Source organism: Streptomyces sp. NPDC006872, assembly GCF_040635845.1.
Lineage (GTDB): Bacteria > Actinomycetota > Actinomycetes > Streptomycetales > Streptomycetaceae > Streptomyces.
The window spans coordinates 588,711-613,528 of record NZ_JBEYIL010000003.1; the positions used below are offsets into that span (position 1 = coordinate 588,711).

At 71.0% G+C, this 24,818-nt stretch carries 22 protein-coding genes and 1 pseudogene; 14 read left to right on the top strand and 9 right to left on the bottom strand.

The window, feature by feature from the left end:
• Window positions 1-129 precede the first annotated feature (129 nt).
• The 7 genes from ABZ725_RS11665 (at window position 130) to ABZ725_RS11695 (ending at window position 7,481) form a co-directional block, all read left to right on the top strand.
• Window positions 130-627 (top strand): hypothetical protein, encoded by a 498-nt coding sequence (locus ABZ725_RS11665; RefSeq protein WP_358802490.1) that lies wholly within the window; start codon window positions 130-132, stop codon window positions 625-627.
• 23 nt (window positions 628-650) lie between these two features.
• Entirely contained in the window at window positions 651-1,262 is a 612-nt protein-coding gene (locus ABZ725_RS11670) for a hypothetical protein (protein WP_358802491.1), read from the top strand.
• Window positions 1,259-2,281 (top strand): hypothetical protein, encoded by a 1,023-nt coding sequence (locus ABZ725_RS11675; protein ID WP_358802492.1) that lies wholly within the window; start codon window positions 1,259-1,261, stop codon window positions 2,279-2,281. Before ABZ725_RS11670 ends, ABZ725_RS11675 begins: the two co-directional genes overlap by 4 nt.
• Window positions 2,278-2,640, top strand: a complete 363-nt coding sequence (locus tag ABZ725_RS11680) for a DUF4913 domain-containing protein (protein WP_358802493.1) — start codon at window positions 2,278-2,280, stop codon at window positions 2,638-2,640. The genes ABZ725_RS11675 and ABZ725_RS11680 overlap by 4 nt, the downstream gene beginning before the upstream one ends.
• A gap of 201 nt (window positions 2,641-2,841) precedes the next feature.
• Window positions 2,842-3,516: a hypothetical protein gene (locus ABZ725_RS11685; protein WP_358802494.1), complete on the top strand. Its 675-nt coding sequence runs from the start codon at window positions 2,842-2,844 to the stop codon at window positions 3,514-3,516.
• A gap of 6 nt (window positions 3,517-3,522) precedes the next feature.
• On the top strand, window positions 3,523-5,631 hold the full coding sequence (locus ABZ725_RS11690; RefSeq protein ID WP_358802495.1) for a peptidoglycan DD-metalloendopeptidase family protein: 2,109 nt from the start codon (window positions 3,523-3,525) through the stop codon (window positions 5,629-5,631).
• A 119-nt stretch (window positions 5,632-5,750) separates the two neighbouring features.
• A complete protein-coding gene (locus ABZ725_RS11695) occupies window positions 5,751-7,481 on the top strand; it encodes a TraM recognition domain-containing protein (protein ID WP_358802496.1) in 1,731 nt (576 codons plus the stop codon).
• Window positions 7,482-7,554: 73 nt separating this feature from the next.
• Here the strand turns inward: ABZ725_RS11695 and ABZ725_RS11700 are convergent, their stop codons facing one another.
• Window positions 7,555-9,255, bottom strand: a complete 1,701-nt coding sequence (locus ABZ725_RS11700; RefSeq protein WP_358802497.1) for a PA14 domain-containing protein — start codon at window positions 9,253-9,255, stop codon at window positions 7,555-7,557.
• A gap of 274 nt (window positions 9,256-9,529) precedes the next feature.
• On the opposite strand from ABZ725_RS11700, the gene ABZ725_RS11705 reads away from it, so the two are divergent.
• Window positions 9,530-10,639 (top strand): substrate-binding domain-containing protein, encoded by a 1,110-nt coding sequence (locus tag ABZ725_RS11705; RefSeq protein ID WP_358802498.1) that lies wholly within the window; start codon window positions 9,530-9,532, stop codon window positions 10,637-10,639.
• 87 nt (window positions 10,640-10,726) lie between these two features.
• Here the strand turns inward: ABZ725_RS11705 and ABZ725_RS11710 are convergent, their stop codons facing one another.
• The 3 genes from ABZ725_RS11710 to ABZ725_RS11720 are packed head-to-tail and all read right to left on the bottom strand — an operon-like array spanning window position 10,727 to window position 14,066.
• A complete protein-coding gene (locus ABZ725_RS11710; protein WP_351919044.1) occupies window positions 10,727-11,584 on the bottom strand; it encodes a transglutaminase family protein in 858 nt (285 codons plus the stop codon).
• Between the two features lie 5 nt (window positions 11,585-11,589).
• Complete coding sequence (locus ABZ725_RS11715) at window positions 11,590-12,522, bottom strand: alpha-E domain-containing protein (RefSeq protein WP_351919046.1); 933 nt, start codon at window positions 12,520-12,522, stop codon at window positions 11,590-11,592.
• Window positions 12,519-14,066: a circularly permuted type 2 ATP-grasp protein gene (locus ABZ725_RS11720; RefSeq protein WP_358802499.1), complete on the bottom strand. Its 1,548-nt coding sequence runs from the start codon at window positions 14,064-14,066 to the stop codon at window positions 12,519-12,521. The genes ABZ725_RS11715 and ABZ725_RS11720 overlap by 4 nt, the downstream gene beginning before the upstream one ends.
• A 449-nt stretch (window positions 14,067-14,515) precedes the next feature.
• Between ABZ725_RS11720 and ABZ725_RS11725 the strand changes: the two genes are divergently transcribed.
• Window positions 14,516-15,679, top strand: a complete 1,164-nt coding sequence (locus ABZ725_RS11725; protein ID WP_358802500.1) for a LuxR C-terminal-related transcriptional regulator — start codon at window positions 14,516-14,518, stop codon at window positions 15,677-15,679.
• Here the strand turns inward: ABZ725_RS11725 and ABZ725_RS11730 are convergent.
• Together ABZ725_RS11730 and ABZ725_RS11735 are read right to left on the bottom strand one after the other, a co-directional pair.
• Window positions 15,648-16,634 (bottom strand): annotated as a pseudogene (locus tag ABZ725_RS11730) (helix-turn-helix transcriptional regulator); the annotation flags it as partial. The gene ABZ725_RS11725 and the pseudogene ABZ725_RS11730 sit on opposite strands and share 32 nt — an antisense overlap.
• Before the next feature lie 59 nt (window positions 16,635-16,693).
• Window positions 16,694-17,677 (bottom strand): helix-turn-helix transcriptional regulator, encoded by a 984-nt coding sequence (locus ABZ725_RS11735; protein ID WP_358802501.1) that lies wholly within the window; start codon window positions 17,675-17,677, stop codon window positions 16,694-16,696.
• Window positions 17,678-17,819: 142 nt separating this feature from the next.
• On the opposite strand from ABZ725_RS11735, the gene ABZ725_RS11740 reads away from it, so the two are divergent.
• Together ABZ725_RS11740 and ABZ725_RS11745 are read left to right on the top strand one after the other, a co-directional pair.
• Window positions 17,820-18,077, top strand: coding sequence for a hypothetical protein (locus ABZ725_RS11740; protein ID WP_358802502.1), 258 nt, complete (start codon window positions 17,820-17,822; stop codon window positions 18,075-18,077).
• Window positions 18,074-18,409 (top strand): hypothetical protein, encoded by a 336-nt coding sequence (locus ABZ725_RS11745; protein ID WP_069768324.1) that lies wholly within the window; start codon window positions 18,074-18,076, stop codon window positions 18,407-18,409. The genes ABZ725_RS11740 and ABZ725_RS11745 overlap by 4 nt, the downstream gene beginning before the upstream one ends.
• A 214-nt stretch (window positions 18,410-18,623) precedes the next feature.
• On the opposite strand, the gene ABZ725_RS11750 is transcribed toward ABZ725_RS11745, so the two are convergent.
• On the bottom strand, window positions 18,624-19,037 hold the full coding sequence (locus tag ABZ725_RS11750) for a TIGR03618 family F420-dependent PPOX class oxidoreductase (protein WP_358802503.1): 414 nt from the start codon (window positions 19,035-19,037) through the stop codon (window positions 18,624-18,626).
• A 153-nt stretch (window positions 19,038-19,190) separates the two neighbouring features.
• Between ABZ725_RS11750 and clpB the strand changes: the two genes are divergently transcribed.
• Window positions 19,191-21,788 carry an ATP-dependent chaperone ClpB gene (gene clpB / locus ABZ725_RS11755; protein WP_358802504.1) on the top strand — a complete coding sequence of 866 codons (2,598 nt, stop codon included), beginning with the start codon at window positions 19,191-19,193 and terminating at the stop codon, window positions 21,786-21,788.
• A 47-nt stretch (window positions 21,789-21,835) separates the two neighbouring features.
• Here clpB and ABZ725_RS11760 read toward each other — a convergent pair whose 3' ends face one another.
• On the bottom strand, window positions 21,836-22,363 hold the full coding sequence (locus ABZ725_RS11760; RefSeq protein ID WP_358802505.1) for a hypothetical protein: 528 nt from the start codon (window positions 22,361-22,363) through the stop codon (window positions 21,836-21,838).
• Window positions 22,364-22,505: 142 nt separating this feature from the next.
• On the opposite strand from ABZ725_RS11760, the gene ABZ725_RS11765 reads away from it, so the two are divergent.
• Window positions 22,506-23,054: a YbjN domain-containing protein gene (locus tag ABZ725_RS11765; RefSeq protein ID WP_351919058.1), complete on the top strand. Its 549-nt coding sequence runs from the start codon at window positions 22,506-22,508 to the stop codon at window positions 23,052-23,054.
• Between the two features lie 83 nt (window positions 23,055-23,137).
• Here ABZ725_RS11765 and ABZ725_RS11770 read toward each other — a convergent pair whose 3' ends face one another.
• Window positions 23,138-24,334 (bottom strand): pyridoxal phosphate-dependent aminotransferase, encoded by a 1,197-nt coding sequence (locus ABZ725_RS11770; RefSeq protein ID WP_358802506.1) that lies wholly within the window; start codon window positions 24,332-24,334, stop codon window positions 23,138-23,140.
• A 141-nt stretch (window positions 24,335-24,475) separates the two neighbouring features.
• Here ABZ725_RS11770 and ABZ725_RS11775 point away from each other — a divergent pair, with 141 nt between their 5' ends.
• Complete coding sequence (locus ABZ725_RS11775; protein WP_358802507.1) at window positions 24,476-24,766, top strand: hypothetical protein; 291 nt, start codon at window positions 24,476-24,478, stop codon at window positions 24,764-24,766.
• The last annotated feature ends 52 nt before the right edge of the window (window positions 24,767-24,818 follow it).

A 24,818-nucleotide genomic window follows, 5' to 3' on the forward strand; every position in this document is an offset into this window, starting at 1 on the left:
GGGGCATGTCGGGAAGAGGCGTCGGCGCGCCGAAGGCCCTCGGCCCACAATGCCCGGGGCGCGTCTGCCCGACGCGTCGACGTACCCGGCACCACCCCTGGACCCGACGGACCTGGCGAAGGACGAGAGTTGAGCGACGACCACGGGCTTTCGCAGCAGCCCGATCCCCGTATCCCGGGCGTGCCCCAGCAGGTGCAGGCGGGCGGACAGCCGCCCCCGGCCCTGCAGACCCCGCAGTTCTTCCAGTCCGACCGCGCGTGGGTCGACGGCTACGAGCCCGGCAACCCGTGGCAGGCCCGGCTGTGTGTGGAGACGCCGTACGGCACCTTCGCCTATCCCCTCACGCCGAACACGATTCCCGAACTCCTCGAGCAGATGGTCCTGGTGGCCCAGGAGCAGCAGGGTCTGCCGGTCGGGATCGACGACGACGAGCCGTCGACGTCCGACGGGGACGACGACAGCGAGGAACAGCAGCCCGTGGGCGCGCGGCTCCAGAGCGGCCGTGCCGCCCGAATGACCGGCTGGGCCGTCGTCCACGACCTGTGGGAACGCGAGGACCCGACGGCGCGCATCGTCATGGGCGCGATCGTGGTGCTGCTGTTGCTGCTCGGTATCGTCCTGACCTGATGGCCTGATCGAGAGGGGTAGCCATGCTGACGGAGACGACCGGCCGCACGGCACAGGACCTCGCCGCCGAGCTGACGGTGCTGCGGGGAGTTGACTGGGCTTCGGTGTGGCCGGGTCCGCCGTGGGGCCCGGAGCGCGTGCTGCGGGAGTGGTGCGGGCGGTACGGGTGGGAGCCCCTGACGTTCGACCGGCAGCTGGTCGTGCGCGGCCCGAGCGGGGGGAAGCTGACGTTCTACTCGGACGGCCAGTGGGCCCCCGTCTCCGGCGTGGGCTACGACGCCTGGCATGTGAAGGCCGACGAGGCGGGCGCCAACAGCGCCGTGCTGGCCGCCGCGGACGAGCGCTGGCCCGTCTGCCTGGACGCGGCCGCGGGTGTGCTGGGCGCTCCGCTGTGGACGGGCGCCTGGGACGCCGAGGACTTCCCGGAACCGCCGGCCCCCACGTTCTGGGAGGAGCGGGAGTCCCGGCTGCGGCGCCGCAGCCCGTACCGGCTCGCCCACTGGACGGCACCGGGCGAGGGTGGCGCGGCGTTCGTCCTGGAGCAGTCGGTGTCGTTCCCCACGTGGACGCAGGATCGGCCGGGCGGATCGATGATCAGCCTGTCCGTGTACCCGGCCGTGCGGGAGGCCGGGTGAGTTTCGACGCTCCTCCGACGCGGGCCGAGATCGCGGACGCGCTGGCGTTGCAGAGCTCCTCCCGACAGGCGCAGCCGCAGTCGCGGGAGGAGGGCGCGGCGGTGGCCGAGCGGATCTACGCGGACTGGCGGGCGGCCCACGAACAGGGCCGTCAGGTACCGGACCTGGCTTCCTTCGTTCGTGACGTGGCGCAGAACGACTCCGTCACCCACGAGGGCCGCGGCGCCGTACGGGCGTTCTGGTCGTTCATGTCGCAGCCCGAGGGCGCGCCGGAACCGGTGGGACATCGTTTCCTGGCGCAGGCCTGCGGGAGGACGAGGGACTTCCAGGTGTTGGAGGACTCCCCGGCGGGCAGTCGGCTCGACTCGTACCAGCTGTGGAACAAGCATGTGCAGAGCGCGCTCGTCAGGGACTACGAGCTGGACTCCGCCGAGGTGGCGGACCTCGCCCCCGAGGTCTGGTCGACGGTCTCGCAGCGCTATGCCGAAGCCGCCCAGGGACCCGTCGTCGCCTTCGCCACCGACATCATGAGGTCGTCCGTCCTGGGCAAGGACGAACTGCCTCGGCTGCTCGCCCACGACAACGTCGGCAAGGACAACATCAAGTTCCCCCTGCCCGCGCCACGGCATGGTCATCTGCCGCCGGAGATCGACGAGTTGATCACGAACGACGCCCTGCGGGCACAGGTGTGCATGGACGACTTCGACCCGGCGAAGTCCCCGAAGGAGTTCGCCCGCAAGCTCGGCGGCGTCGAGGTGCCCGAGAAGCTGCGCGACGGCCATGAAGCGGCCCTGTGGCGACTCCAACTGGCGGATTCGTACGAGGAGTTGAACGCCAGGGCGAAGCCGGCGCGGCGCGCCGCCGGAAACGAGTTCCTCCCCGGCGTCGACGTGCGGCCCGTCGCCCGTCCCGCTGCCCCGCGCGGGCCGACCGCGGGCCATGGAGTCCTCGATCCCGCCGCGGCCCTGACCCTGCCGCCCCCGATGCCTCAGCAGCAGCCCGCAGGAGTCGAACGATGACCGGTACCGAACCCGCCGCCGAGGAGCCGGAGTTCTACTTCGCGGACGTCTTCGTCTTCGTCTCCGACTACCTCGCCCAGGTGATCCGCCGCCGTCTCAACGGCTCTTCGGCCACCTGGTGCCCGAGGTGGTGGGAGCACCCCGAGGCCGGCGCCCGACTCTCCGCGCTCTGGCTGGCCTGGGAGCACCTGCGCCAGGACCCCGCGCTCGGCATGTCGACGTGGTGGCTGCATCACGCGGATCCGCATCTGCGCGTGCTGATGGACGCCGACGCGGGCCCGTTCGCGGCCTGTTCGCCCAAGGACGGGCACACGGCGTACCCGTTCGACCCACTGCCGGTGGATCCGCGACCCGAGTGACCGCCCGCGGCGGGCCGCCGGATCCGCGTGCCGCGGACGGTGCCGCGGTGAGGTGAGTCCGGCCCCGGCTTTCCTCCGTTTTCCCGACGCCCGCCCCCTCCCTTTCCCCGCCGGGAATTCCCCCGACTCCCCGCCTCCCCCGCCACCTACCGTGTCCCGGTCACCCGCCGTACCGGCTCAACACAAGGGAGGCGCGGGAACGTGGAATTGCCTGCGGAGGGCAAGCGCTCGGGGCTGCTCGCCCTGGCGGTGCTCGGAGTTCTTCTGGTCGCCGTGCTCACGGTGTTCACCGTCTTCGACGGGGACGACGGGGACGGGGCCGGCGCCGGCGGTTCGGCGACTCCCGCCGCGACGCCCGGCGGGCAGGACGCCGCGAACGCGGACCCGGGATCGGACGGCACGCAGGCGCCGAGCGGCGGCGCCACTCCCATCGTCGCGCTCGACGAGGTGGCCCAGGCGCACGAGGTCATGGCGACGTACATGGCCGGCCTCAGCACGTACGACCACACCAGCAAGTCGGCGACCTGGAGCGCCCCGCTGCTGCGACTGACCACCGGCGAGACGCAGATGGAGCAGGCGACCACCCTGCCCACCGACAAGGCGTGGGCCCAGTGCGAGGCCGACCGGTGCTCGTCGAAGGGCACGGCGACCGTCGTGCGGGACGCGATGATCTCGGACGACCTGGTGCGGGACAGCGGCCGCTCGATCTCCAGCGTCGTGGACGTGACCGCCGCCCTGACCGCGAACGGCAAGACCACCACGGAGTCCAACGAGTGGCTGGTGACCGTCAAGGAGGAGAGCGGCGCGTGGGTCGTCTCCGGCTTCGACATCTTCGGTCTCGGCGACGTGGGCGCCTCTGACGAATCGGGGGAGTGAGCCGGCATGGTGGCACCCGCCGTACTCGCGGCCGCGCAGAAGGCCGCGAAGATCGCCAAGACCGCCAAGAAGGCCCGGCAGGCCGCGTCGGGGGGCGGCGGTCAGGGCGAGGGCAAGGGCAAGGACAAGAGCAACCTCAAGCTCTGGCTCATCCTCGGCGGCAGCGGAGGGCTGCTGACCTTCGGCGGCATGTCCCTGGCGATCGTCGTCCTCATGGGCATGATCGGCGGGACCGGAAACGGCGCCGTCGCGGCTGCCTGCGGCGACTACGCCGACAACGCCGACGCCGGCAACACCGGTGACGCCGCGGCCACCAACCCGATCCTGCCGGCCGGCAAGATGTACATGCCGAGCGAGACGGCGCGCAACGAGATACCGCCGAAGATGATCCTCGCCGCGATGCGCGCCGCCGCCCGCTACGAGGGCCTCGACTGGGCGCTCATCGCCGGACAGATGTACCAGGAGACCAAGTACGGCCAGGACAAGTCGGCCGCGCCCGGGGGCAAGAACTCCCTCGGCTACATGGGCATCCTGCAGTTCGGCACGCCCGCCTGGACGGACTACGGCGCCGACGGCAACGGCGACGGCAAGAAGGACCTCTACAACATCGACGACGCGGCCTGGGCCGCCGCCAACTTCCTGCACGCCAAGAAGGCCGAGACCCAGGCCTTCAAGGCGCTGCAGATCTATTCCGGTTCCACGGCGTCCAACACGATCTACCCGCGGGTCGTCATCACCCAGGCCACCCGCTACCACGGCGTGCTCACGGGCGATCAGGACCTGATCAAGCGCTGGTACGCCCATCTGAAGGCGACCGTCGACAAGAACCCCGACTTCCCCACGCTCGGGCAGCAGTCGGACATCCCGGAGCCGGTCGGCAACAACGCCGAACCCGGCTCGGCGCTCAGCATCGCCGCGACCTCGCCCCGCTCGTGGTCCACCCCGCCGCTGGACGGCGGCGATGAGGAGACGACCACCACGGCCATGGAGCCGGCCGCGTACACGGCGAACACCCTCCTGTCGACCGGCGTCACCACGGTCGCCTTCCCGGCCGCCAAGCAGCCCACGGGCGGGGCCGGGTGGCAGTGGCCGCTGAAGGAGGGCACCTACACGCTCGGCACCAAGTACCACGAGAACGGCAGCATGTGGAGCCTCGGCTACCACACCGGCCTCGACCTCGTGGCGACCTCCGGCACTCCGATCTACGCACCGGCCGACGGCAAGATCGTCCACGCGGGCCCCGGCGGCTCGTACGGCAACATGACCGAGATCCAGCACGCGGACGGCGTCATCACGCTCTACGCGCACCAGACCACCATCAAGGTGTCCGTCGGCCAGACGGTCAAGCGCGGTCAGCAGATCGGCACGGTCGGCGCGACCGGCAACGTCACCGGACCCCATCTGCACTGGGAGGTGCGGGTCCCGGGGGTCGACAACCCGTTCGTCGGCGGCCAGGACGCGGGCCCCGGCATGGTCGACCCCCAGGAGTGGATGAAGGGCCGGATCACCGCCAACCCCGACTACGGCACGGTCCCGGGCTCCGCCGACTCCGACGACCAGGGCAAGGACGCCCAGTACGCCGACTGCGCGGAGGAGAACGGCAGCGCGGCCGTCGCCCCGGACGGCGCCGGCGCCTCCGGTGTTCTCCCCGACTCCGACGACCCCGTGATCCGCGCGGTCCTCGGCTGGGCGCAGCGCGGCATCGGCACCCCGTACGTGTTCGGCGCGCCCCGGCTGCAGGGCGAGAACCCGACCAGCTTCGACTGCTCCAGCTTCACGCAGTGGGCCTACTACATGGCCAGCGACGGGAAGATCGACATCGGCACGACGACGTACACCCAGGAGCCCTACCTCAAGAAGTACGAGGTGCCGCTGTCCGAGGCCCAGCCCGGCGACGTCATCTTCTTCAGGCCGGAGGGCAACCACTCGGGCCACGTCGGCCTGGTCTGGGACCCCAAGGGCCACAAGATCATCCATGCTCCGCGTCCGGGCAAGTCGGTCGAGTTCAGCAAGTGGGACTACCAGGACGAGATCACCGGCGTCTACCGCGTGCCGATCCCGCAGGGCACGAACGCGGTCGAGGGCGACGGCACGGGCAAGGCGAAGGGTGCCTGACCGAGGCCTCCAAGCCCCCGGACAGTCCAAAGAGTCCGGACAGCCCAAGGAATCCAGACAGTCCAAGGAATCCATACAGTCCAGACAGTCCAAACAGTCCAGAAAGGACGGACCCGCGGGTGACCGCAGAACAGCAGAAGAAGCCCCGCGCCGAGGACGACTGGACCTTTGAGATCGTCATCGCCGTCGCGGTCGTGCTCCTCGTCGGCGCCGGCGCCTGGCTCGCGGCGAAGGTCGGGGCCGGGTATGCCGACAAGCCCGCGCCGGCGTCCAATCCGTTGACGTTCCTCGTCGAGGTGATCAAGGGCGACTACAGCTGGCCCGGTTCGCCGGCCAGTGCCGTCGCGGCCGGGGAGGCGGTCGTGGTCGGGCTGCTCGGCCTGGCCGCCTACCGGGTGCGCGAGCGGTTCAGGAAGAAGCCCAAGGTGGACGGCGCCGCCAAGCACCTCGCGAAGGGCGAGGAGCTCGGCAAGCTGACGATGAAGGGCGCCGCCGCCACCGCCGAGCGGCTCGGCGTGCAGTCCTCCACGCCCGGCGTGTTCATCGGACGGTCCGTCAAGGGGCGCCAGCCGCTGTACGGGTCGTATGAGGACATGCATGTGGACATCTGGGGGCCGCGGACCGGCAAGACGACCCGGCGGGCCATTCCGGCCATCCTCGACGGGCCCGGCGCCGTCCTCGTCACCTCCAACAAGCGGGACATCGTGGACGCCACCCGGGGGCCGCGGACCGCGCGCGGGCCGGTGTGGGTGTTCGACCCGCAGCAGGTCGCCCAGGAGGAGCCGACCTGGTGGTGGAACCCGCTGTCGTACGTCACCGACGTCGCCAAGGCCCGCAAGATGGCCGACCACTTCGCCAGCGGCTCGCGGGACGCCAACGCCTCCACCGACGCCTTCTTCGACCCGGCCGGTCAGGACCTGCTCGCCAACCTGCTGCTCGCCGCCGCCTGTGCCAGGGCGCCCATCACGCAGATCTACACCTGGCTCTCCAACCCCAAGGACGACGCCCCGGAGCGGATCCTGCGCGGCGCGGGGCACGCCATGTCCGCGGACGGTCTGGCCGGCGTGATCAACGCCCCCGACAAGCAGCGCAGCGGCATCTACGGCGTCGCCCAGCAGATGGCGTCCTGCCTGGTCAACCCCGAGGTCAACCGGTGGGTGACGCCGCCCGCCGACGAGTACGCGGGCGAGTTCAACCCGCACGAGTTCGTGCGCGGCGGCGGAACGCTCTACTCCCTGAGCCGGGAAGGGCGCGACTCCGCCGGGCCGCTGGTGACCGCGCTCACCGTCGCCGTCGTCGAGGCCGCCGAGGAGTTCGCCACCACACAGCGCGGCGGACGGCTGCCGCTGCCGCTGGTCGGTGTGCTCGACGAGGCGGCCAACGTGTGCCGCTGGCGCAACCTTCCCGACCTGTACTCCCACTACGGCTCGCGCGGCATCATCCTGATGACGATCCTGCAGTCCTGGGCGCAGGGCATCGAGGTGTGGGGCGAGCGCGGCATGGAGAAGCTGTGGTCCGCGGCGAACGTCCGCGTCTACGGCGGCGGCGTCTCCGACACCCGCTTCCTGGGCGACCTGAGCGAGCTCGCCGGCGAGTTCGAGCTGCGTGAGTACCAGACGAGCCGTGAGTCGGAGTTCGGCGGCTGGTCCGGCAACCGCGCGATCAGCGAGTCCACGCGCCGCGAGCGGGTGCTCCAGGTCTCCGACCTCGGCGCGATGCCCCCCGGCCGGGCCCTCGTCCTCGCCTCCGGCACCAAGCCGGTGCTGGTCGAGACGGTCCCGTGGTGGGAGGGCGCGTACGCGGCCGAGGTGCAGGCCTCGCTGAAGAAGTACGACCCCGGGGCGCGTTGAGACCCGACGAACGGGAAGGGGCCCGGAGGCAGTCGCCTCCGGGCCCGTTCGCGTACCTGCGCCATCCCTGTGCCTACGGCTCGGTGACCGTGGTCCCGCCCGCCGGGAGCGACTCGGAGCCGTCCGCGGCCACGGCGGTCACCCAGTAGTGGAGGGCGGTGCCGCGCGGTGCGTCCACGTCGTCGAACCAGGGGTCGTCGCTCGCGCGGTCGGCGAGCTTCTCGTAGTGGGACGTCGCCGGGTTCCAGCGGTAGACGCGGTAGCCGCCCGCAGCCTCGGGTGCGGACTCGTCGAGGCCGGTCCAGTCCAGCAGGACGACGCCGTAAGGCGCCCACGCCGCTTCCAGCTTCAGCGGGGAGCCCTCGGGCGTCGGGACGCTCGGCGTCATGTCGAGTTCGGTCGCCCGCAGGAAGTCGGCCTTCCCGGTCGAGGTGACGACGGAGTTGCCGTAGTCGTCCACGGCGGACACGAACAGGCAGGTCTGCCCGCCGTCCGGGACGGTGACATGCACGTAGGAGGTGGCGTCGGGGTCGTCCACGAAGGCGATCCCCTGGTAGGAGGAGGAGCAGACCCCGTTCTCCCCGTCGCCCTGCAGTTCGCCCTGGTAGACCCTGTAGTACTTGACGTCGGTCGCCGTGCTGCGGTCCCAGGTGAGCCGGAAGCCGTACGCGGTGGGGGTGGCGGTCAGTCCGGTCAGGGCGGGCGGCGGGGTGCTGTCCCCGCGCCAGGCCTTGACCGCGACGGACTGCTTGGACTCGTTGCCCGCCGCGTCCACCGCCGACACGCGGTAGTAGAAGACGGCCCGCTCGGCGATCGTCGTGTCCGTGTACTGCGACCCGTAGCCGGGGCCCACGAAGGTGAAGACTCCGTTCGGCTCCGTGGCTCGGTACACCCGGTACGAAGCCGCGCCCACGACGTGCGGCCAGTCGATGAACGCACCCTGCTGGTGGTAGGTGCCCAGGACCCCGGTGGGTACGGCCGGCGCGACTCTGTCGACGGTGGTGACGAATCTCAGGGCGCTGCCCTTCGACTCGCGGCCTGCCTTGTCGTAGGCCCGGATCTCGTAGACGACGGTGTCGCCATCGGTCGGCGGGGTGTCGACATAGGAGGTGGAGGCGGTCGAGGACCGGGCTGTGAAGCCCCCGAGGTCGTTGTTGCGGTAGACCCGGTATCCGGCGAGGTCCATCTCCTTGTTCTTCGCCCAGGTGAGCCTGGCTTTGCCGGACGCCTTGTCGTAGGCGACCGCGAACCCCGTCGGCGCCAGCGGCTTCACCGTGTCCACGCTCGCCGAAGTCCTCGGCGCGTACGTGAACTTGACGTTGGCCTTCCCCGTCCAGTTCGCGTAGTCGATCCGCAGGGTGTGCCTGCCGGCCGGGACGGTCAGGTCGACGGTCCTGCTCAGCGTCGTCGAGACGTTCTTCCAGAGGTTCACCTTGCGGACGCCGTCGACGTACACCCGCAGCCCGTCCTGGGCCGACGCCGAGAACGCGAAGGGGCCGCCCGAGCCGAAGTCCCTCGTCACCGTCCAGCGGACGGAGAAGTTGTTCGACGGGACGCCGGAGGCGGGGGAGCCGGCGCCCCAGTTCTCGGCGATCGCCGCGTCGCAGCCGGTCTGCTTCGCGGTGCCGGACAAGGCGGTGTTGGCGAAGATCTGGCGTTTGTAGACCGGGGAGGCGCAGGTCGTCGCGGCCGAGGCGGCAGGCGCGGCGACGGCGGTGAGGAGGCCGCCGGTCGTGGCGAGGGCGACGGCTGTCGCGATTCTGGCCGAGTTCATGGGTTCCTCTGGTCGGAAGAAGCCTGGCGTGATCATGACTCGCGAATAACGGCGTTGGTTGTACGGTCTTTTCAGTGTCTGTGCGTCGCCTCCGCGCCGTCTCCGCCTGGTCTTCACGCATCCCACGCCCGCTAAGCGGAGTGTGATGTTGCTACTTCGTTAAGTGGTTTTGCTTGACGCCGGCGGTAAGCGCCGCGTTGTCTTTCAGACACGTGGGTCACCATGTCGCACCCATGTCCGCACCGCCCCGAACGCACCTGAAGTGAGCCCCCGAATGCGTCGTATCGCCATAGCTGTGGTCATCGCCTCCACGATGTCCCTCTCGCTCGCCGGATGCGGGCTGGGGGCCTCGGAGAACGCCAGCAGTGCGACACCGACCCGGAGCAACGACATCACCGTGGGCGTCCTGATGCCGGAGGAGACGAACACCCGGTACGCGGAGTTCGACTACCCCATCATCAAGAAGAAGGTCGCCGAGCTCACGCAGAACAAGGGCAAGACGGAGTACGCGAACGCCGCCGCGTCCGCCAAGACGCAGAACAACCAGATGCAGCAGATGATCGACAAGAAGGTCGACGTCATCCTGCTGGACGCCGTCGACTCGCACAACATCGCCGCCATGGTGAAGAAGGCGAAGGAAGCGGGCATTCCGGTCATCGCCTACGACCGTCTCGCCGAGGGCCCGATCGACGCGTACGTCTCCTTCGACAACGAGCTGGTCGGCGAGGTGCAGGGCCGCACGCTGGTGGAGGCCATCGGCAACGCCCAGCTCAGCGACAAGATCGTCATGGTGAACGGCTCGCCCACCGACCCGAACGCCGGGCAGTTCAAGGAGGGCGCGCTCAACGAGCTCAACGGCCGGGTCACGATCGCGAAGACGTACGACACCGACAAGTGGAGCCCGGAGATCGCCGAGGCCAGCATGACGAAGGCGATCGACGCGATCGGCAAGAGCAACATCGCCGGCGTCTACTCCGCCAACGACGCCATGGCCGGCGGCATCATCAAGGCCCTGAAGGCGGCGGGCGTCAGCGACAGCGACCTGCCCCCGATCACCGGTCAGGACGCGGAGCTGCCGGCCGTGCAGCGGATCATCAGCGGCGAGCAGTACATGAGCGTCTACAAGCCGTACCCGGGCGAGGCCGAGGCCGCCGCCGAGGCGGCCGTCGCCAAGGTCCAGGGCCGCAACATCCAGTTCGACGCCCTCACCCGTGACCGGGTCGACAGCCCGACCAACAAGGACATTCCGGCCAAGCTGGTGACCGTGGTCGCGCTGACGAAGAAGAACATCAAGCAGACCGTCGTCGCCGACGGCATCTACACCGTCGCCGACATCTGCACCGCCAAGTACAAGTCCCTCTGCGACGCCATGGACCTGAAGTAGTCGAAACCGATGCGAAAGCCCCGCCCGGCGCGCACTGCGCCGAGCGGGGCTTTTGCATCACGGACAGTCCCTGGTGCGGGCTCCCGGTCAGCCCACTCTGGTGAACTCCACGGTCACCTCCGGCGGTCCGCCGGCGACGCCCCGGTAGATCCCCTTGTGCGGCGTGACGTCGTCGTAGTCGCGGCCCCGGCCGACCACGACGTGGGACTCGTCGGCCCGGGTCCGGTTCGTGGGGTCGTAGCCGTGCCAGTCGCCCGCCCAGTACTCGACCCAGGCGTGGCTCTGTCCGGCCACCGGGCGGTGCAGTTCCGCGTCGCGCTCGGGGTGGAGATACCCGGAGACGTAGCGCGTGGGCAGGCCCAGGCCGCGCAGCAGGGCGATCGTGAGGTGGGCGATGTCCTGGCAGACGCCGGCGCCCTGCTCCCAGGCCTCGGCGGCCGAGGTGTTCACGCCGGTGGCGCCGGGGAGGTAGGTCACCCGGTCGGCGACCAGCGCGGACACGGCCACGGCCGTCCCGTGCGGGTCCAGGCCCGCGGCCGCCTTCCGCGCCTTCTTCACCAGCTTCGGCGGGACCGTCGTACGGACCGTGGGGCCCGCGAACTCCAACAGGCGGGAGCCGGCGACGCGTTCGGCGATCTCGGCCCAGGCGGGGGCCGGCGGCAGGGTGTCCGGCGGGGCCGTCTCCACCAGGCTGGACGCCGTGATGGTGAGGTCCGCGTGCGGGTCCATCAGCTCGAAGGCCGTGACCTGGGTTCCCCAGTAGTCCCAGTACGACCAGGTGGAGGCCGCCGGGCGGATGGTGACCCGGGAGTCCAGCGTCGTCTGGCCCGGCAGGGTGAGCGGGGTCATCCGGACCTCGTTGTGCGAGAGGACGGCGGCCTGCGCGTAGGCGACACGGGTCGTGTGCCGGATGCGCAGCCGGCGGGTGGCAGCCGCGGTGGTCATCGTGCTCACGCTCCTTCCTGGGCCCACACGACGGGCCCCTGGTACGGGAAGAACCGTTCCGCGACCGCCTCCGCCGAGGCCATGCAGGCCGTCTGCAGGTCACGGAGCAGCAGGGGGAGTTGTTCTTCCAGGGCGTGCGAGTCGAGGTATTCGAGGCGGGTGCGCAGCCGGCCGATGGGGCGGCGCGCCGGGTCGTGACGGGGCCGGCCGAGCGCGGTCAGGCACTCCTCGGCCGTCGTCAGGGCGTGCAGGGCGGAGCGCGGGAAGTCCCGGTCCAGGAGGAGGAATTCGGCCACCCGCGGAGTGTCGCCGAAACCGCCGTACACGCGCGCGTACGCCTCGTCGGCGCCGGACGCGCTCAGCAGGGTCGGCCAGTCGGGCGCGTGCGCGGCGTCCAGCACCCGCACCGACAGCAGCCGTACGGTCATGTCCACGCGCTCCAGGCTGCGGCCCAGCACGACGAACCGCCAGCTGTCGTCGCGGCTCATGGTGGAGTCGGCGAGGCCGAAGAACAGGGCCGCGCGGCTGCGCACGAGCTCCAGATAGCCGTAGGGGCCGGTACGGCGGGCCGCGCGCCGCTGGTCGGCGAGGGCGTGCCAGGTGGCGTTGAGGCACTCCCACATCGCGGAGGAGACGGCCTCCCGGGCGCTGCGGGCGTTGAGCCGGGCCGCGCCGAGCGCGCCCTCGATGGAACAGGTGGAGCGGGCGTCGAAGGCGAGCTGGTCGAGGACCTGCTGCATGTCCACGGCGGGGCCGCCCGCGTCGACGCCGAGGATCGCGTACAGCGACCGGCAGGCCACGTCCTCGTCGCGCCAGGGGTCCTCCAGCATGCGGTGGAGGTAGGCGTCGAGGATGCGCGCGGTGGCGTCGGCCCGTTCGACGTAGCGGCCGGTCCAGGTCAGTGCCTCGGCGATGCGGGAGAGGATCACGTCGTTCACTGCTGCTGCGCCCCTTCCTGTGCTCCGACGGGGGTCTGGTCGGGGCCGAGCTGGCGGGGGACGACGGACGGCAGCGGGCCGTCGTCGGCGGTGCGGGAGGGGCCCTCGACCGGGCCCTCGGCGAGCACCCAGGTGTCCTTGGAGCCGCCGCCCTGGCTGGAGTTGACGATCAGGTTGCCCTCCTGGAGCGCCACGCGCGTCAGTCCGCCGGGCAGCACCCAGACCTCGTTGCCGTCGTTCACGGCGAACGGCCGCAGGTCTATGTGGCGCGGCGCCATGCGTTCGCCGGTGAGGGTGGGCGAGGTGGACAGGGCGACGGGCCGCTGGGCGATGAACCCGCGCGGGTCGGCGGCGACGGCCTTGCGCGTCTTCTCCAGGGTCTTGGCGTCGGCCTTCGGGCCGATCACGATGCCCTGTCCGCCCGCGCCGTCGACGGGCTTGATGACCAGCCGGTCCAGCTGGTCGAGGACGGCGTCGAGTTGTCCGGGCTCGTCCGGGCGGTACGACTCGACGTTGGGGAGAATCGGTTCTTCGCCGAGGTAGTACCGGATCAGGTCCGGGACGTACGTGTAGAGGAGCTTGTCGTCGGCGATGCCGTTGCCGACGGCGTTGGCGAGGGTGACCTTTCCGGCCACGGCCGCGGTCATGATCCCCGGGCAGCCGATCACCGAGTCGGGCCGGAAGTGGAGCGGATCGAGGAAGTCGTCGTCGAGCCGCCGGTAGACGACATGGACCGGCACCTCGCCCTTGGTGGTCCGCATCCACACCCGGTGGTTGCGGACCACGAGGTCGTGCCCCTCGACCAGCTGCACGCCCATCAGCCGGGCCAGCAGGGCGTGCTCGAAGTACGCGGCGTTGCTGGGTCCGGGGGTGAGGACGACCACCCGGGGGTCGGCGGTCCCCGCGGGCGCGGCGGCGCGCAGGGCGGCCAGCAGCCGCGCCGGGTAGCCGTCCACCGGGACGACGTGCTGTCCGTCGAAGAGGGAGGGGAACACCCGGGTCATGGCCCGTCTGTTCTCGATGACGTACGACACCCCGCTGGGTACCCGCACGTTGTCCTCCAGCACCCGGAAGTCCCCGGCCTCGTCCCGGACGAGGTCGATGCCGGCGACGTGGATGCGCACCCCGCCGGGCGGTTCGACCCCGTGGGCCGCGCGGTGGAAGTGCGGGGAGCCCAGCAGCAGCCGCCAGGGGACGACCCCGTCCTCGAAGGCGCGGCAGGGCCCGTAGGCGTCGGCGAGGTAGGCCTCCAGGGCCCTGACCCGCTGACCGACGCCGCGTTGTATGAAATCCCATTCCAGTGCGTCGAGGATCCTGGGCACGAGGTCCAGCGGCCAGGGCCGCTCCTCGCCCGCGAAGGCGTAGGTCACGCCACGGTCGGTGAAGGCGCGGGCCATCTGATCGGCCCTGAAGCGCAGTTCACCTGGTTCGATCGGCTGAAGTGCCGCCAGCACCGGCTCGTAGGCGGTCCTGACCTCACCCGGCCGCTCGAACATCTCGTCCCACGCGTCGGCCAACGCGTACGCGTCAAATATGTCCGCCATGGCCCGACGGTAAGTGCGGCAGGTAACGCGGCGATCACTCGGGCATTTCCGGAAGTGCACGCGTGTGCGAGGGGGTGTGAGGGGGTGCGGGTATGTGGGCCCGGTGCGGCTGCGCGGCCGGGCGGGATGGTGCACGCGTGGGACGGTGCACGGGGTGTGCGCCGGAGAAACCCCTGGCCCGGCCGGACTCCCCCGTGGTCCGGCCGGGTTGGTTCTGCTTTCCCCCGAGTGGGGAGCACCCGGGGGGAAGCCCCGGACTCAACGATGCACCGCCGTGCACGCCCTGCACCACCGTCAGCTTGTTGCAGTGCGAGGGGAGGAGGCCGGTAGAAACTCACCCAGACGGGTGGTTTTCTTCGGCGTTGGCCGGAGGAGCCGTGTTGCGGAGCCGCTCTCGGCCGCGCATAGTTGCGCTCCGGAACAGGCGTACGGCGGGGGTGGGATGGACGATGGCCGGGCACGGGACGGAGGACCATCCACACGGTGCCGACCGACTGTGCGAGGCCGGGGATCGCGTGTATTCCCGGGCCGTGCGGCGCGGTCGGGTGGCGCGGACCGACGCCGAGCCGGTCCCGTGCCTGCTGGAACTGGCGCTGCTGCACCCTGACCCCGACGACATGGACTGGCTGGTGCCGACCTCCCCGCAGGAGGTCATGACCCGGCTGCTGCGCGGCCTCTACGACGAGGTGAGCGCGAGCCGGCGGCGGATGGGCTCGGCGGTCGCCGCCTTCGAGTGGTACGCGGGACTGGGCGGTCCGGCCCGGGCCGCGACCGCCGGTGAGGGCGCGGCGATCCGGGTCCTGGACGGCCCCTCCCGCATCCAGGCCGCCCTGGACGCGGCGACCGAGGCGTGTATGACCGAGGTCCTCACCGTGCAGCCAGGCGGCATCCGGCGTGAGCACGAGCTGTCGGAGGGCCTGCACCGCGCGCTCGAGCTGCGCGGCCGGGGCGTGCGCATGCGGGACCTCTACAACCATGTCGCCCGGCACGGCCAGGGGCTGCTCAACTATCTGGAGCTGATGGGCGACGCGGTGGAGGCCCGCACCCTGGACGAGGTCATCGACCGGCTGATCCTCTTCGACCGCACGGTCGCCTTCATCCCGGCGAACGCGGACCGCACGATGGCTTTGGAGCTGCGCCACCCGGCCCTGGTCTCCTATCTGGTGACGGTCTTCGAACGGCTGTGGCGGCTGGCGGTCCCGCTCACCGCGCCGCTCCCCGACACCCGGATCGAGGGCATCTCGCACCGCGAGCAGTCCATCGCCGCCCTGCTGGCGGAGGGCCACCAGGACGCGGTGATCGCCGAGCGCCTGGGCATCAGCGTCCGCACCTGCCGGGCGCACATCGCCCGCCTCTCGGAGACCCTGGGCGCGGCCAGCCGGACCCAGCTGGGGGTGCGGATAGCCCAGGTCGGCCTCGACCGCCCGTCGGGGGAGGCGGAGGCGCAGACGGCGGACCCGGCGGCCGCGCCCGTCAGCGTGCCGGCTCCGGCCCCGGACCCGGACCTGACCCCGGACCCGGCCCCTGCTCAGGCTCCTGACCCCGCGCCCGGCGCTGTTCCCGGTGCTGTCCCTGGTGCTGTTCCCGGTCAAGGATCCCCGACTGCCCGATGAGGTAGCCGAGTTGGGCGCGGCTCTCGCTGCCGAGGGTGGTGGCGAGTTTGGCGATGTGCACGCGCGCGGTGCGGATGTTCATGCCGAGGCGGTCGGCGATGACGGCGTCGGTGCAGCCCTCGACGAGCAGGGCGGCGATGGCCTGCTGGCGGGGCGTGACGCCGTCCCGGGACAGCCGCTGGACCGCTTGCGGGTACATCGGCGTGGCCAGCCGCCAGAGCCGGTCGAAGGTGGTCGTGAAGTAGGTCAGCAGGGCGGGGTGGCGCACCTCCAGGGCGAGCCGGCCGTCCTCGCCGGCGGGGATGAAGGCGACCGTGCCGTCGATGACGATGAGGCGGTCGGTGACCTCGTCCAGGGTGCGAGCCTCCGCGTCGCCCCGGAGCTGCTCGTAGCGGGCCAGGACTAGCGGCATATGGCGCTGGGTGTGCTGGTAGAGGGTGCGGATGCGGCAGCCCCGGTCGAGCAGGGCCTGGTCGCGGGCCATGGCGACGCCCTGGGCCGTCTCGCCGCGCGGCCCGTTGTAGTGCATGTGGGGCTGGACGCAGAGGACTTCGCTCGTCGCCTCGGCCGTCGCCTCGGTGATGGCCTCGTTGATCCGGTCGGTGCCGCTGAGGAGCCGCAGGGAGGCGGGGTCCGTGGGGGCGGTGCGGCCGCCGGTGATCCGCATGAGGGGTTCGAACAGCGTCGTCAGTCGCTCCTCGCGCCGCCGTTCCTCGGCGATGCGGGTGCCCGAGGCGCGCAGCAGCCGGTGCAGGGCGAGGGCCGGGGCGACGGGTTCGAGCTGGGCCGCGTCGTCCACCGCCGGGTGCACGAGGCCCAGGGCGAGCAGGCACGGGGCCGTCGCCTCGGCTTCCTCGGTCTTGACGCGTCCGAAGCGCAGGGCCTGCTCATAGAGTCTCGTGCCCGCGGGGCAGAGGTTCTCCACGCCGTGGTGGGGGTGCGGCGGCGCGTTCACTGCGGTTCTCCCTCCCCTTCGCGATGTGCGGATCTTCGAGGACGTGCGGAAGGCCGCGCTCAGGGCTCCTGTTTGAGGATCCCCGACTGGGCTATCAGGAAGCCGAGTTGGGCGCGGCTGCCACTGCCCAGGGCGGTGGCGAGTTTGGCGATGTGGGCTCTGCAGGTGCGTACGTTCATGCCCAGCCGGCGGGCTATCGCCTCGTCGACGTGCCCCTCGACGAGGAGCTTGGCGATGGAGTGCTGGATGTCCGTGATGCCGTCGGGCGCGGTCTCGTAGGGGGCGCCGGTGGCGAGCGGGACCGCGCGGCCCCACATGAACTCGAAGACCTTGATGAGGTAGCGGACGAGCCCCGGGTGCCGGAGTTCGAGGGCGACCTGGCCGTCGTCGCGGGTGGGGATGAAGGCCACGGTCTCGTCGCAGATGATCAGCCGCTCCACGAGTTCGTCGATGGTGCGGTACTCCACCTTGCCGTCGGTGAACTGGGAGACGTAGGCGATGGTCTCGGGGCTGTAGCGGGCCGTGTGCTGGTAGAGGGTCCGGATGCGGCAGCCGCGTTCGATCAGCGGCCGGTCGCGTTCGAGCCCTTGGACGAGGGTGTGCTCCAGGCGGCGGCGGCTCGGCTGGACGGTGAGCATCTCGGTCTGGCACTGGGACGTGGCCAGATCGAGCGCCGCGTTGATCCGGTCGATGCCCTCCAGCACCGTGATCGAGTGGGTCGTCGGCGTCGGCTGGGCGCTGAGGGTCATGAACGGCTCGAAAGCGTCGGCGAGCTCCACCGACAGCCGTCTGCGCTGGGTTATCTCGCGTTCGATCGGGTTGAGCAGCTGGGACAGCGCGATCGACGGGGGCACCGGGCGCAGCCAGTTCGCGTCGTCCGGGTCGGCATGAAGCAGGGCGAACTCCATCAAACACGGAGCAGGCTCCACGTCCGCACGGGCGATGCGTCCCGTCCGAAGAGCGTTCCCATAGAGACGGCGACCTTCCTCGCACAGCTCAGTCGACGCATGAGGATGTGTCTGCTTTGTCTCATTTTTCGTCAAATCTCCACCCCCCAGGGTCCTGAACGTGCAGGAACATGATGCATCGATTGTGTGGCCATGACGTGCCCGAATGGGCCATCGTCGTAGTCGACGGGGGAGAGGTGACCTTCAAATGAGGACGAAGCCGACTATGCATAAGAGAATGCTTCGCTCGGCGCTTGCCGCCGCCTTCTCCGCCGCCCTGGCCTTCGCGGCGCTGAGCGGCCTGACGGGGACGACGGGTGACACGGCGCGAGACAGTACGTGGAGCCCGGGTACCGGGACCGTCTCGGCGCTCGACAGCACGTGGTCCACTCCCACGGACAGCACGTGGGTCGTGACGGCGTCCGACGCGCTGGGCGACAGCACCTGGGTCGCTCCCGTGGGCGACGGCGACAGTACGTGGGCCGCCGAGTCATGACCACGCCACCCGACGACCGCTCCTTCCGCCGCGAAATGGCCACGGCCTACCGCTCCGGCTGGCACTTCATCGACCTGGTCACCGCCATCCCCCACAGTGGTGACTCGTTGATGGTGACCGTGTTCGGCGAGCCGGTGGTCGTGACGCGCGACGAGGACGAGGACGTACGGGCGTACCGGTGCCTGCGCAAGCCCCGGGGAGCGCCGCAGCCCGTGCGGTGTGCCATTCGATACGGAATGATCTTTGTGAACCTGGACCAGCGGGACCACAGGCTCGTCGAGCCCGAGGCCCCGCCCCTGAAGACCATCTCAGCCACCCCCCGCAGTGCCTGACGCGATTCCCCCGTCGTAACAGATCGCTCAGGTACTTCCCCCCGCAGCGGCGTCACCGTGACCTGAACACGGTGACGCCGCTGCAGTTTCCGGGGACATTTCCCGCTATGCGCCCGGTTGAGCCTTGGCCGGAAAACGACGGGGACGGATCCGGTCACGCCGCCCTTCTCGCCCGCCTCCCACCGCCCGCGTCACCCGCCTCCCACCGCCCGCGTCACCCGCGCCCCATCGCCCGCGTCAGTTCGATCTCGATCACCACGCGCGCGGGGTTGGGGCTCGGGGTGCGCCCGTAGCGCTGCGCGTACCGGCGCTCCGCGTCCGCGACCCGGTCCGGTTCCGTACGCACGCGTGCCCGGCCCTCCAGCGTCGCCCAGCGCCCCCCGTCCACCTGGCACACCGCGACCCGCGCGCCGGCCGGGCCCGCCGCCAGGACGTTGCCGACCTTCGTGCTGGTCTTGAGGGCGATGACCCGAGCGAGGCGGCTCTCGGGGTCGTATGTCACTCCGACCGGAACCACGTGCGGACTGCCGTCCGGGCGTGGTGTGGTCAGCGTGCACAGATGTCGTTCGCGCCAGAAGCTGAGATACGGATCGTCCGGGGCGCCCGGGTCCTGCGGGTGTGCGGCCATGCTTCGGAACCTAGCCCTTCCCGGACGCCCGGCGCACGTCGCTGAACGATCTTCGCGAACCTTGAGCGGAATAGACTCAACTTTGTGTACGCTGACTGAGTCAGTACTGAAGCAGTACGGGAGAGCGCTGACGCAAGGAGGAGAACAGCGAACGTGGACGCCGAGCTGACCAACCGGAGCCGGGACGCGATCAACGCGGCCAGCAGCAGAGCCGTGTCCCAGGGACACGCCGACCTCACCCCTGCCCACCTGCTGCTCGCGCTGCTCCAGGGACAGGACAACGAGAACATCGTCGACCTTCTGGCCGCCGTCGACGCCGACCAGGCCGCCGTGCGGGCCGGGGCCGAGAAGGTGCTCGGCTCGCTGCCCAGCGTGACCGGGTCCACCGTCGCGCCCCCGCAGCCCAACCGCGAGCTGCTGGCCGTCGTCGCCGACGCGCAGAGCCGCGCCCGCGAGCTGGGGGACGAATACCTGTCGACCGAGCATCTGCTCCTCGGCATCGCCGCCAAGGGGGGACCCGCCGGTGAGGTGCTCACCCAGCAGGGGGCCACCGCCAGGAAGCTCCAGGAGGCCTTTCAGAAGGCCCGCGGCGCGCGCCGGGTGACCAGCGCCGACCCCGAGGGGCAGTACAAGGCCCTGGAGAAGTTCGGCACCGACTTCACCGCCGCCGCCCGCGAGGGCAAGCTCGACCCGGTCATCGGGCGGGACCAGGAGATCCGGCGGGTCGTGCAGGTCCTCTCCCGCCGTACGAAGAACAACCCCGTCCTCATCGGCGAGCCCGGCGTCGGCAAGACCGCCGTCGTCGAGGGGCTCGCGCAGCGGATCGTCAAGGGCGATGTGCCCGAGTCCCTCAAGAACAAGCGGCTCGTCGCGCTCGACCTGGGCGCGATGGTCGCCGGCGCCAAGTACCGCGGTGAGTTCGAGGAGCGGCTGAAGACCGTCCTGGCCGAGATCAAGGACTCCGACGGGCAGATCATCACCTTCATCGACGAGCTGCACACGGTCGTCGGCGCGGGCGCCGGCGGCGACTCCGCGATGGACGCCGGCAACATGCTCAAGCCGATGCTCGCGCGCGGCGAGCTGCGCATGGTCGGCGCGACCACGCTCGACGAGTACCGGGAGCGGATCGAGAAGGACCCGGCGCTGGAGCGCCGCTTCCAGCAGGTGCTGGTGGCCGAGCCGACGGTCGAGGACTCCATCGCGATCCTGCGCGGTCTGAAGGGCCGCTACGAGGCCCACCACAAGGTCCAGATCGCCGACGCGGCCCTGGTCGCCGCCGCGACCCTCTCCGACCGGTACATCACCTCCCGCTTCCTGCCCGACAAGGCCATCGACCTCGTCGACGAGGCGGCCTCCCGCCTCCGCATGGAGATCGACTCGTCCCCGGTCGAGATCGACGAGCTCCAGCGGTCCGTCGACCGGCTGAAGATGGAGGAGCTGGCCCTCAGCAAGGAGACCGACGCCGCCTCCCGCGAGCGCCTGGAGAAGCTGCGCCGCGACCTCGCCGACAAGGAGGAGGAGCTGCGCGGCCTCAACGCCCGCTGGGAGAAGGAGAAGCAGTCCCTCAACCGGGTCGGCGAGCTCAAGGAGAAGCTCGACGAACTGCGCGGCCAGGCCGAGCGCGCCCAGCGCGACGGCGACTTCGACAGCGCCAGCAAGCTGCTCTACGGCGAGATCCCGGCCGTGGAACGCGACCTGGAGGAGGCCTCCGAGGCCGAGGAGGAGGCCGCCGGCGACACCATGGTCAAGGAGGAGGTCGGCTCGGACGACATCGCCGACGTCGTCGCCTCCTGGACCGGCATCCCGGCCGGCCGCCTGCTGGAGGGCGAGACGCAGAAGCTGCTGCGCATGGAGGACGAACTGGGCCGCCGGCTGATCGGCCAGAGCGAAGCCGTCCGGGCCGTCTCGGACGCCGTGCGCCGCTCCCGCGCCGGCATCTCCGACCCCGACCGCCCCACCGGCTCCTTCCTCTTCCTCGGCCCGACGGGCGTGGGCAAGACCGAGCTGGCCAAGGCCCTCGCCGACTTCCTCTTCGACGACGAGCGGGCCATGATCCGCATCGACATGTCGGAGTACGGCGAGAAGCACAGCGTCGCCCGCCTGGTCGGCGCGCCCCCCGGCTACATCGGCTACGAGGAGGGCGGCCAGCTCACCGAGGCGGTCCGCAGGCGCCCGTACTCCGTGGTCCTGCTGGACGAGGTGGAGAAGGCGCACCCGGAGGTCTTCGACGTCCTGCTCCAGGTCCTGGACGACGGCCGGCTCACCGACGGCCAGGGTCGCACGGTCGACTTCCGCAACGCGATCCTGGTGCTGACCTCCAACCTGGGCAGCCAGTACCTGGTCGACCCGGTGCCCACCGAGGCGGAGAAGAAGCAGCGGGTCCTGGAGGTGGTGAGGGCGTCCTTCAAGCCGGAGTTCCTCAACCGGCTCGACGACCTGGTCGTCTTCTCGGCCCTGAACAAGGAGGAGCTCGGCCGGATCGCCCGCCTCCAGATCGACCGCCTCGCCAAGCGGCTCGCCGAGCGCCGCCTCACCCTGGAGGTCACCGACGCGGCCCTGGCCTGGCTCGCCGAAGAGGGCAACGACCCGGCGTACGGCGCCCGACCGCTGCGCCGCCTGGTCCAGACGGCCATCGGCGACCGGCTGGCCAAGGAGATCCTGGCGGGCGAGGTGAAGGACGGCGACACGGTCCGCGTGGACGCCTTCGGGGAGGGCCTGATCGTGGGCCCGGCGACCGGCAAGACGCTGTAGCGCCCCTGCCCCTGCCCCTGCCCCTGCCCCTGCCCCGTCCCGTCACGTCACGTCGTGAACGCCGAGTACCGCACCCGCGCGGTCTCGGCGTTCACGTACGTCACGTTCACGTTGACGTAGTAGGCGTCCGCCCCGGGGTGCTCGGTGACGTCGAGCTGGAAGCAGTAGTCCGTGCCGTGCGCGCAGGCCTCGGTCCCCGGGCCGCCCGGCTCGGGGGCCTCCGGATAGGCGTCCGTCAGCCAGGCGTCGACGCCCGCGCGCGGCATCCGGAAGTCCGCCTGGTAGTTCGTGTCCAGCCAGGACTCCCTCGTGCACTCGGCGTCCTGGGCGCCGGCCGGCAGCTGCGCCCCGCCGAACGCCAGCGCCTCGGCGCAGGGCACCTTCTCGATCCGGGCCCCGTCCAGCTCCTCGTCGTCGGTCAGCACCCAGACGGCGAACAGCACCACCAGGCCGACCACCAGCAGCACCGGCAGGGCCAGGATCGCCGCCACCACGCCCCACCTGGTCCGCCCCCGCGGCTCGGGCCCCGGCTCCGGCTCCGGCGGCACACCGGCCCCGCTTCGCTCGTTCGCCATGTGAATCCCCTCCCCCTGTCACCGCAGCTTCGCGCAACAGGCCGGATCATGTCAGCTCACGGCTGACAGGTCCCGGCCGGGCTTGCCACCCCCCTCCCCGCATGGGGGAGGATGGCGGGATCCGTACGAAGGGAAAAACACGGTGAGCATCGACCCGTCCTCGATTCCGAACTTCGGGGGCCAGCCCGAGCCGCAGCCCCAGGGTGGACCGGCGGGCCCCGTCGTCCCGGATCAGGATCTCGTGAAGCAGCTCCTCGACCAGATGGAGCTGAAATACGTCGTCGACGACGAGGGTGACCTCGCGGCGCCGTGGGAGGAGTTCCGTACGTACTTCATGTTCCGCGGCGAGGGTGACCAGTCGGTCTACTCGGTGCGGACGTTCTACGACCGGCCCCACCAGATCGACGACAAGGCGCAGCTCCTCGAGTCGATCGACGACTGGAACCGGCGCACCCTGTGGCCCAAGGTCTACACCCACACCCACGACGACGGCACCGTCCGCCTCATCGGCGAGGCGCAGCTGCTGATCGGCGCCGGTGTCAACATCGAGCTGTTCGTCTCCTCGACGGTGAGCTGGGTGCGGGCGGCCATCGAGTTCGACAAGTGGCTGGTGGAGCAGCTGGGCCTGGAGAAGGACGTCGACGACGCCGAGGCGAAGTCCGACGAGCAGCCGGAGGACGGCGACGAGTAGGTCGCACGACCCGGCCCGAGAGCCGAAAGAGCGGGCGTCCGTCCACAGCCTGTGGACGGGCGCCCGCTTTCTGCCGCCGGGGCTCAGCTCGCCAGCGCCTTCAGCCGGGTCGCCGCCTCCTCCAGCACGCTCGCCTTCTTGCAGAACGCGAACCGCACGAACGGCGCGCCCGCCTCGCGGTGGTCGTAGAAGACGGCGTTGGGGATGGCGACCACGCCCGCCCGCTCGGGCAGCGAGCGGCAGAACGCGAAGCCGTCGCTCTCGCCGAGGGGGCGGATGTCGGTGGTGATGAAGTAGGTGCCGGCCGGCCGGAAGACCGCGAAGCCGGCCTCCGTGAGCCCCGTGGCCAGCAGATCGCGCTTGGCCAGCATGTCCGCGCGGAAGGCGTCGAAGTAGCTGTCGGGCAGGGCGAGCGCCTCGGCGACCGCGTACTGGAACGGGCCGGACGACACATACGTCAGAAACTGCTTCGCCGAGCGCACCGCCGTGACCAGACCGGGCGTCGCCGTGACCCAGCCGACCTTCCAGCCGGTGAACGAGAACGTCTTGCCGGCCGAGCCGATCGTGATCGTGCGCTCCCGCATGCCGGGCAGCGTCGCCAGCGGCACGTGCTCGGCCTCGTCGAAGACCAGGTGCTCGTACACCTCGTCCGTGACGACCAGCAGGTCCCGCTCCACCGCCAGCTCGGCGATCGCCGTCAGCTCCGCCCGGGTGAGGACCGTCCCGGTCGGGTTGTGCGGGGTGTTGACGAGCAGCAGCCGGGTGCGGTCGGTGACCGCGTCGCGCAGCTCGTCCAGGTCGAGGCGGAACCGGGCGTGCTCGGGGTCCGGGCGCAGGGTGACCGGCACGCGCGTGGCGCCCGCCATCGCGATGCAGGCCGCGTAGGAGTCGTAGTAGGGCTCCAGGGCGACGACCTCGTCACCGGGCTCCAGCAGGGCCAGCAGGGTGGCCGCGATGGCCTCCGTGGCGCCCGCGGTGACCAGGACCTCCGTGTCCGGGTCGAAGGAGAGGCCGTAGCGGCGGCGCTGGTGGTCGGCGATCGCCGTGCGCAGCTCGGGCACGCCCGGGCCCGGCGGGTACTGATTGCCGCGGCCGTCGCGCAGCGCCCGCACGGCCGCCTCACGGATCTCCTCGGGGCCGTCCGTGTCGGGGAAGCCCTGGCCCAGGTTGATCGAGCCGGTCGTCAGCGCGAGGGCGGACATCTCGGCGAAGATCGTCGTCCCGAACTCGGCGAGACGGCGGTTGAGGAAGGGGCGTGCGGTGGAGGTCATGCCCGCCATCCTGCGCCGAAGCTCTGGACTTCCTCAACTCTGCTTTGGCAGTCGAGACGGGCGGGCATCCCCCGTTCACGTGGGCGCCGACGCACCACGCGAGGCGCCCACGGGGGGTCGCTTCGGGGGACATGGAAGGAGGGTGACGCCATGGTCTTCGGCATCATCCTGGCGGTGATCGGAATCCTGCTCGTGGCGGCCTTGTTCACGAACGCCCGCAGGCACAGCGCCACGAGCTCCTACCGCGGCGGCCGCTCGCGCGGCCGCTCCGGCAGCTCCGGCGGGGCCGGTGCGGGCGCGACCGGCAGCGACGGCGGCAGCTGGTGGGCCGGCGGGGGCGACGGCGGCTCCGGCGACTCCGGCGGCGGGCACGGCGGAGGCCACTCCTGCGGCGGTGGGTCTTCCTGCGGCGGAGGCGGCGGATGCGGCGGAGGCAGCTGACACGGGGCAGCTGAGCTCCCGTGGGGGGAGCCGTATCCGGACCGCGGGGCCC

Excerpts from the sequence above, each read along its gene's own strand:
- ABZ725_RS11670 (WP_358802491.1), top strand. The coding sequence starts at position 651 with ATGCTGACGGAGACGACCGGCCGCACGGCACAGGACCTCGCCGCCGAG.
- ABZ725_RS11680 (WP_358802493.1), top strand. The coding sequence starts at position 2,278 with ATGACCGGTACCGAACCCGCCGCCGAGGAGCCGGAGTTCTACTTCGCG.
- ABZ725_RS11690 (WP_358802495.1), top strand. The coding sequence starts at position 3,523 with ATGGTGGCACCCGCCGTACTCGCGGCCGCGCAGAAGGCCGCGAAGATC.
- ABZ725_RS11700 (WP_358802497.1), bottom strand. The coding sequence starts at position 9,255 with ATGAACTCGGCCAGAATCGCGACAGCCGTCGCCCTCGCCACGACCGGC.
- ABZ725_RS11705 (WP_358802498.1), top strand. The coding sequence starts at position 9,530 with ATGCGTCGTATCGCCATAGCTGTGGTCATCGCCTCCACGATGTCCCTC.
- ABZ725_RS11710 (WP_351919044.1), bottom strand. The coding sequence starts at position 11,584 with ATGACCACCGCGGCTGCCACCCGCCGGCTGCGCATCCGGCACACGACC.
- ABZ725_RS11720 (WP_358802499.1), bottom strand. The coding sequence starts at position 14,066 with ATGGCGGACATATTTGACGCGTACGCGTTGGCCGACGCGTGGGACGAG.
- ABZ725_RS11725 (WP_358802500.1), top strand. The coding sequence starts at position 14,516 with ATGGCCGGGCACGGGACGGAGGACCATCCACACGGTGCCGACCGACTG.
- ABZ725_RS11740 (WP_358802502.1), top strand. The coding sequence starts at position 17,820 with ATGCTTCGCTCGGCGCTTGCCGCCGCCTTCTCCGCCGCCCTGGCCTTC.
- ABZ725_RS11745 (WP_069768324.1), top strand. The coding sequence starts at position 18,074 with ATGACCACGCCACCCGACGACCGCTCCTTCCGCCGCGAAATGGCCACG.
- ABZ725_RS11750 (WP_358802503.1), bottom strand. The coding sequence starts at position 19,037 with ATGGCCGCACACCCGCAGGACCCGGGCGCCCCGGACGATCCGTATCTC.
- ABZ725_RS11760 (WP_358802505.1), bottom strand. The coding sequence starts at position 22,363 with ATGGCGAACGAGCGAAGCGGGGCCGGTGTGCCGCCGGAGCCGGAGCCG.
- ABZ725_RS11770 (WP_358802506.1), bottom strand. The coding sequence starts at position 24,334 with ATGGCGGGCATGACCTCCACCGCACGCCCCTTCCTCAACCGCCGTCTC.
- ABZ725_RS11775 (WP_358802507.1), top strand. The coding sequence starts at position 24,476 with ATGGTCTTCGGCATCATCCTGGCGGTGATCGGAATCCTGCTCGTGGCG.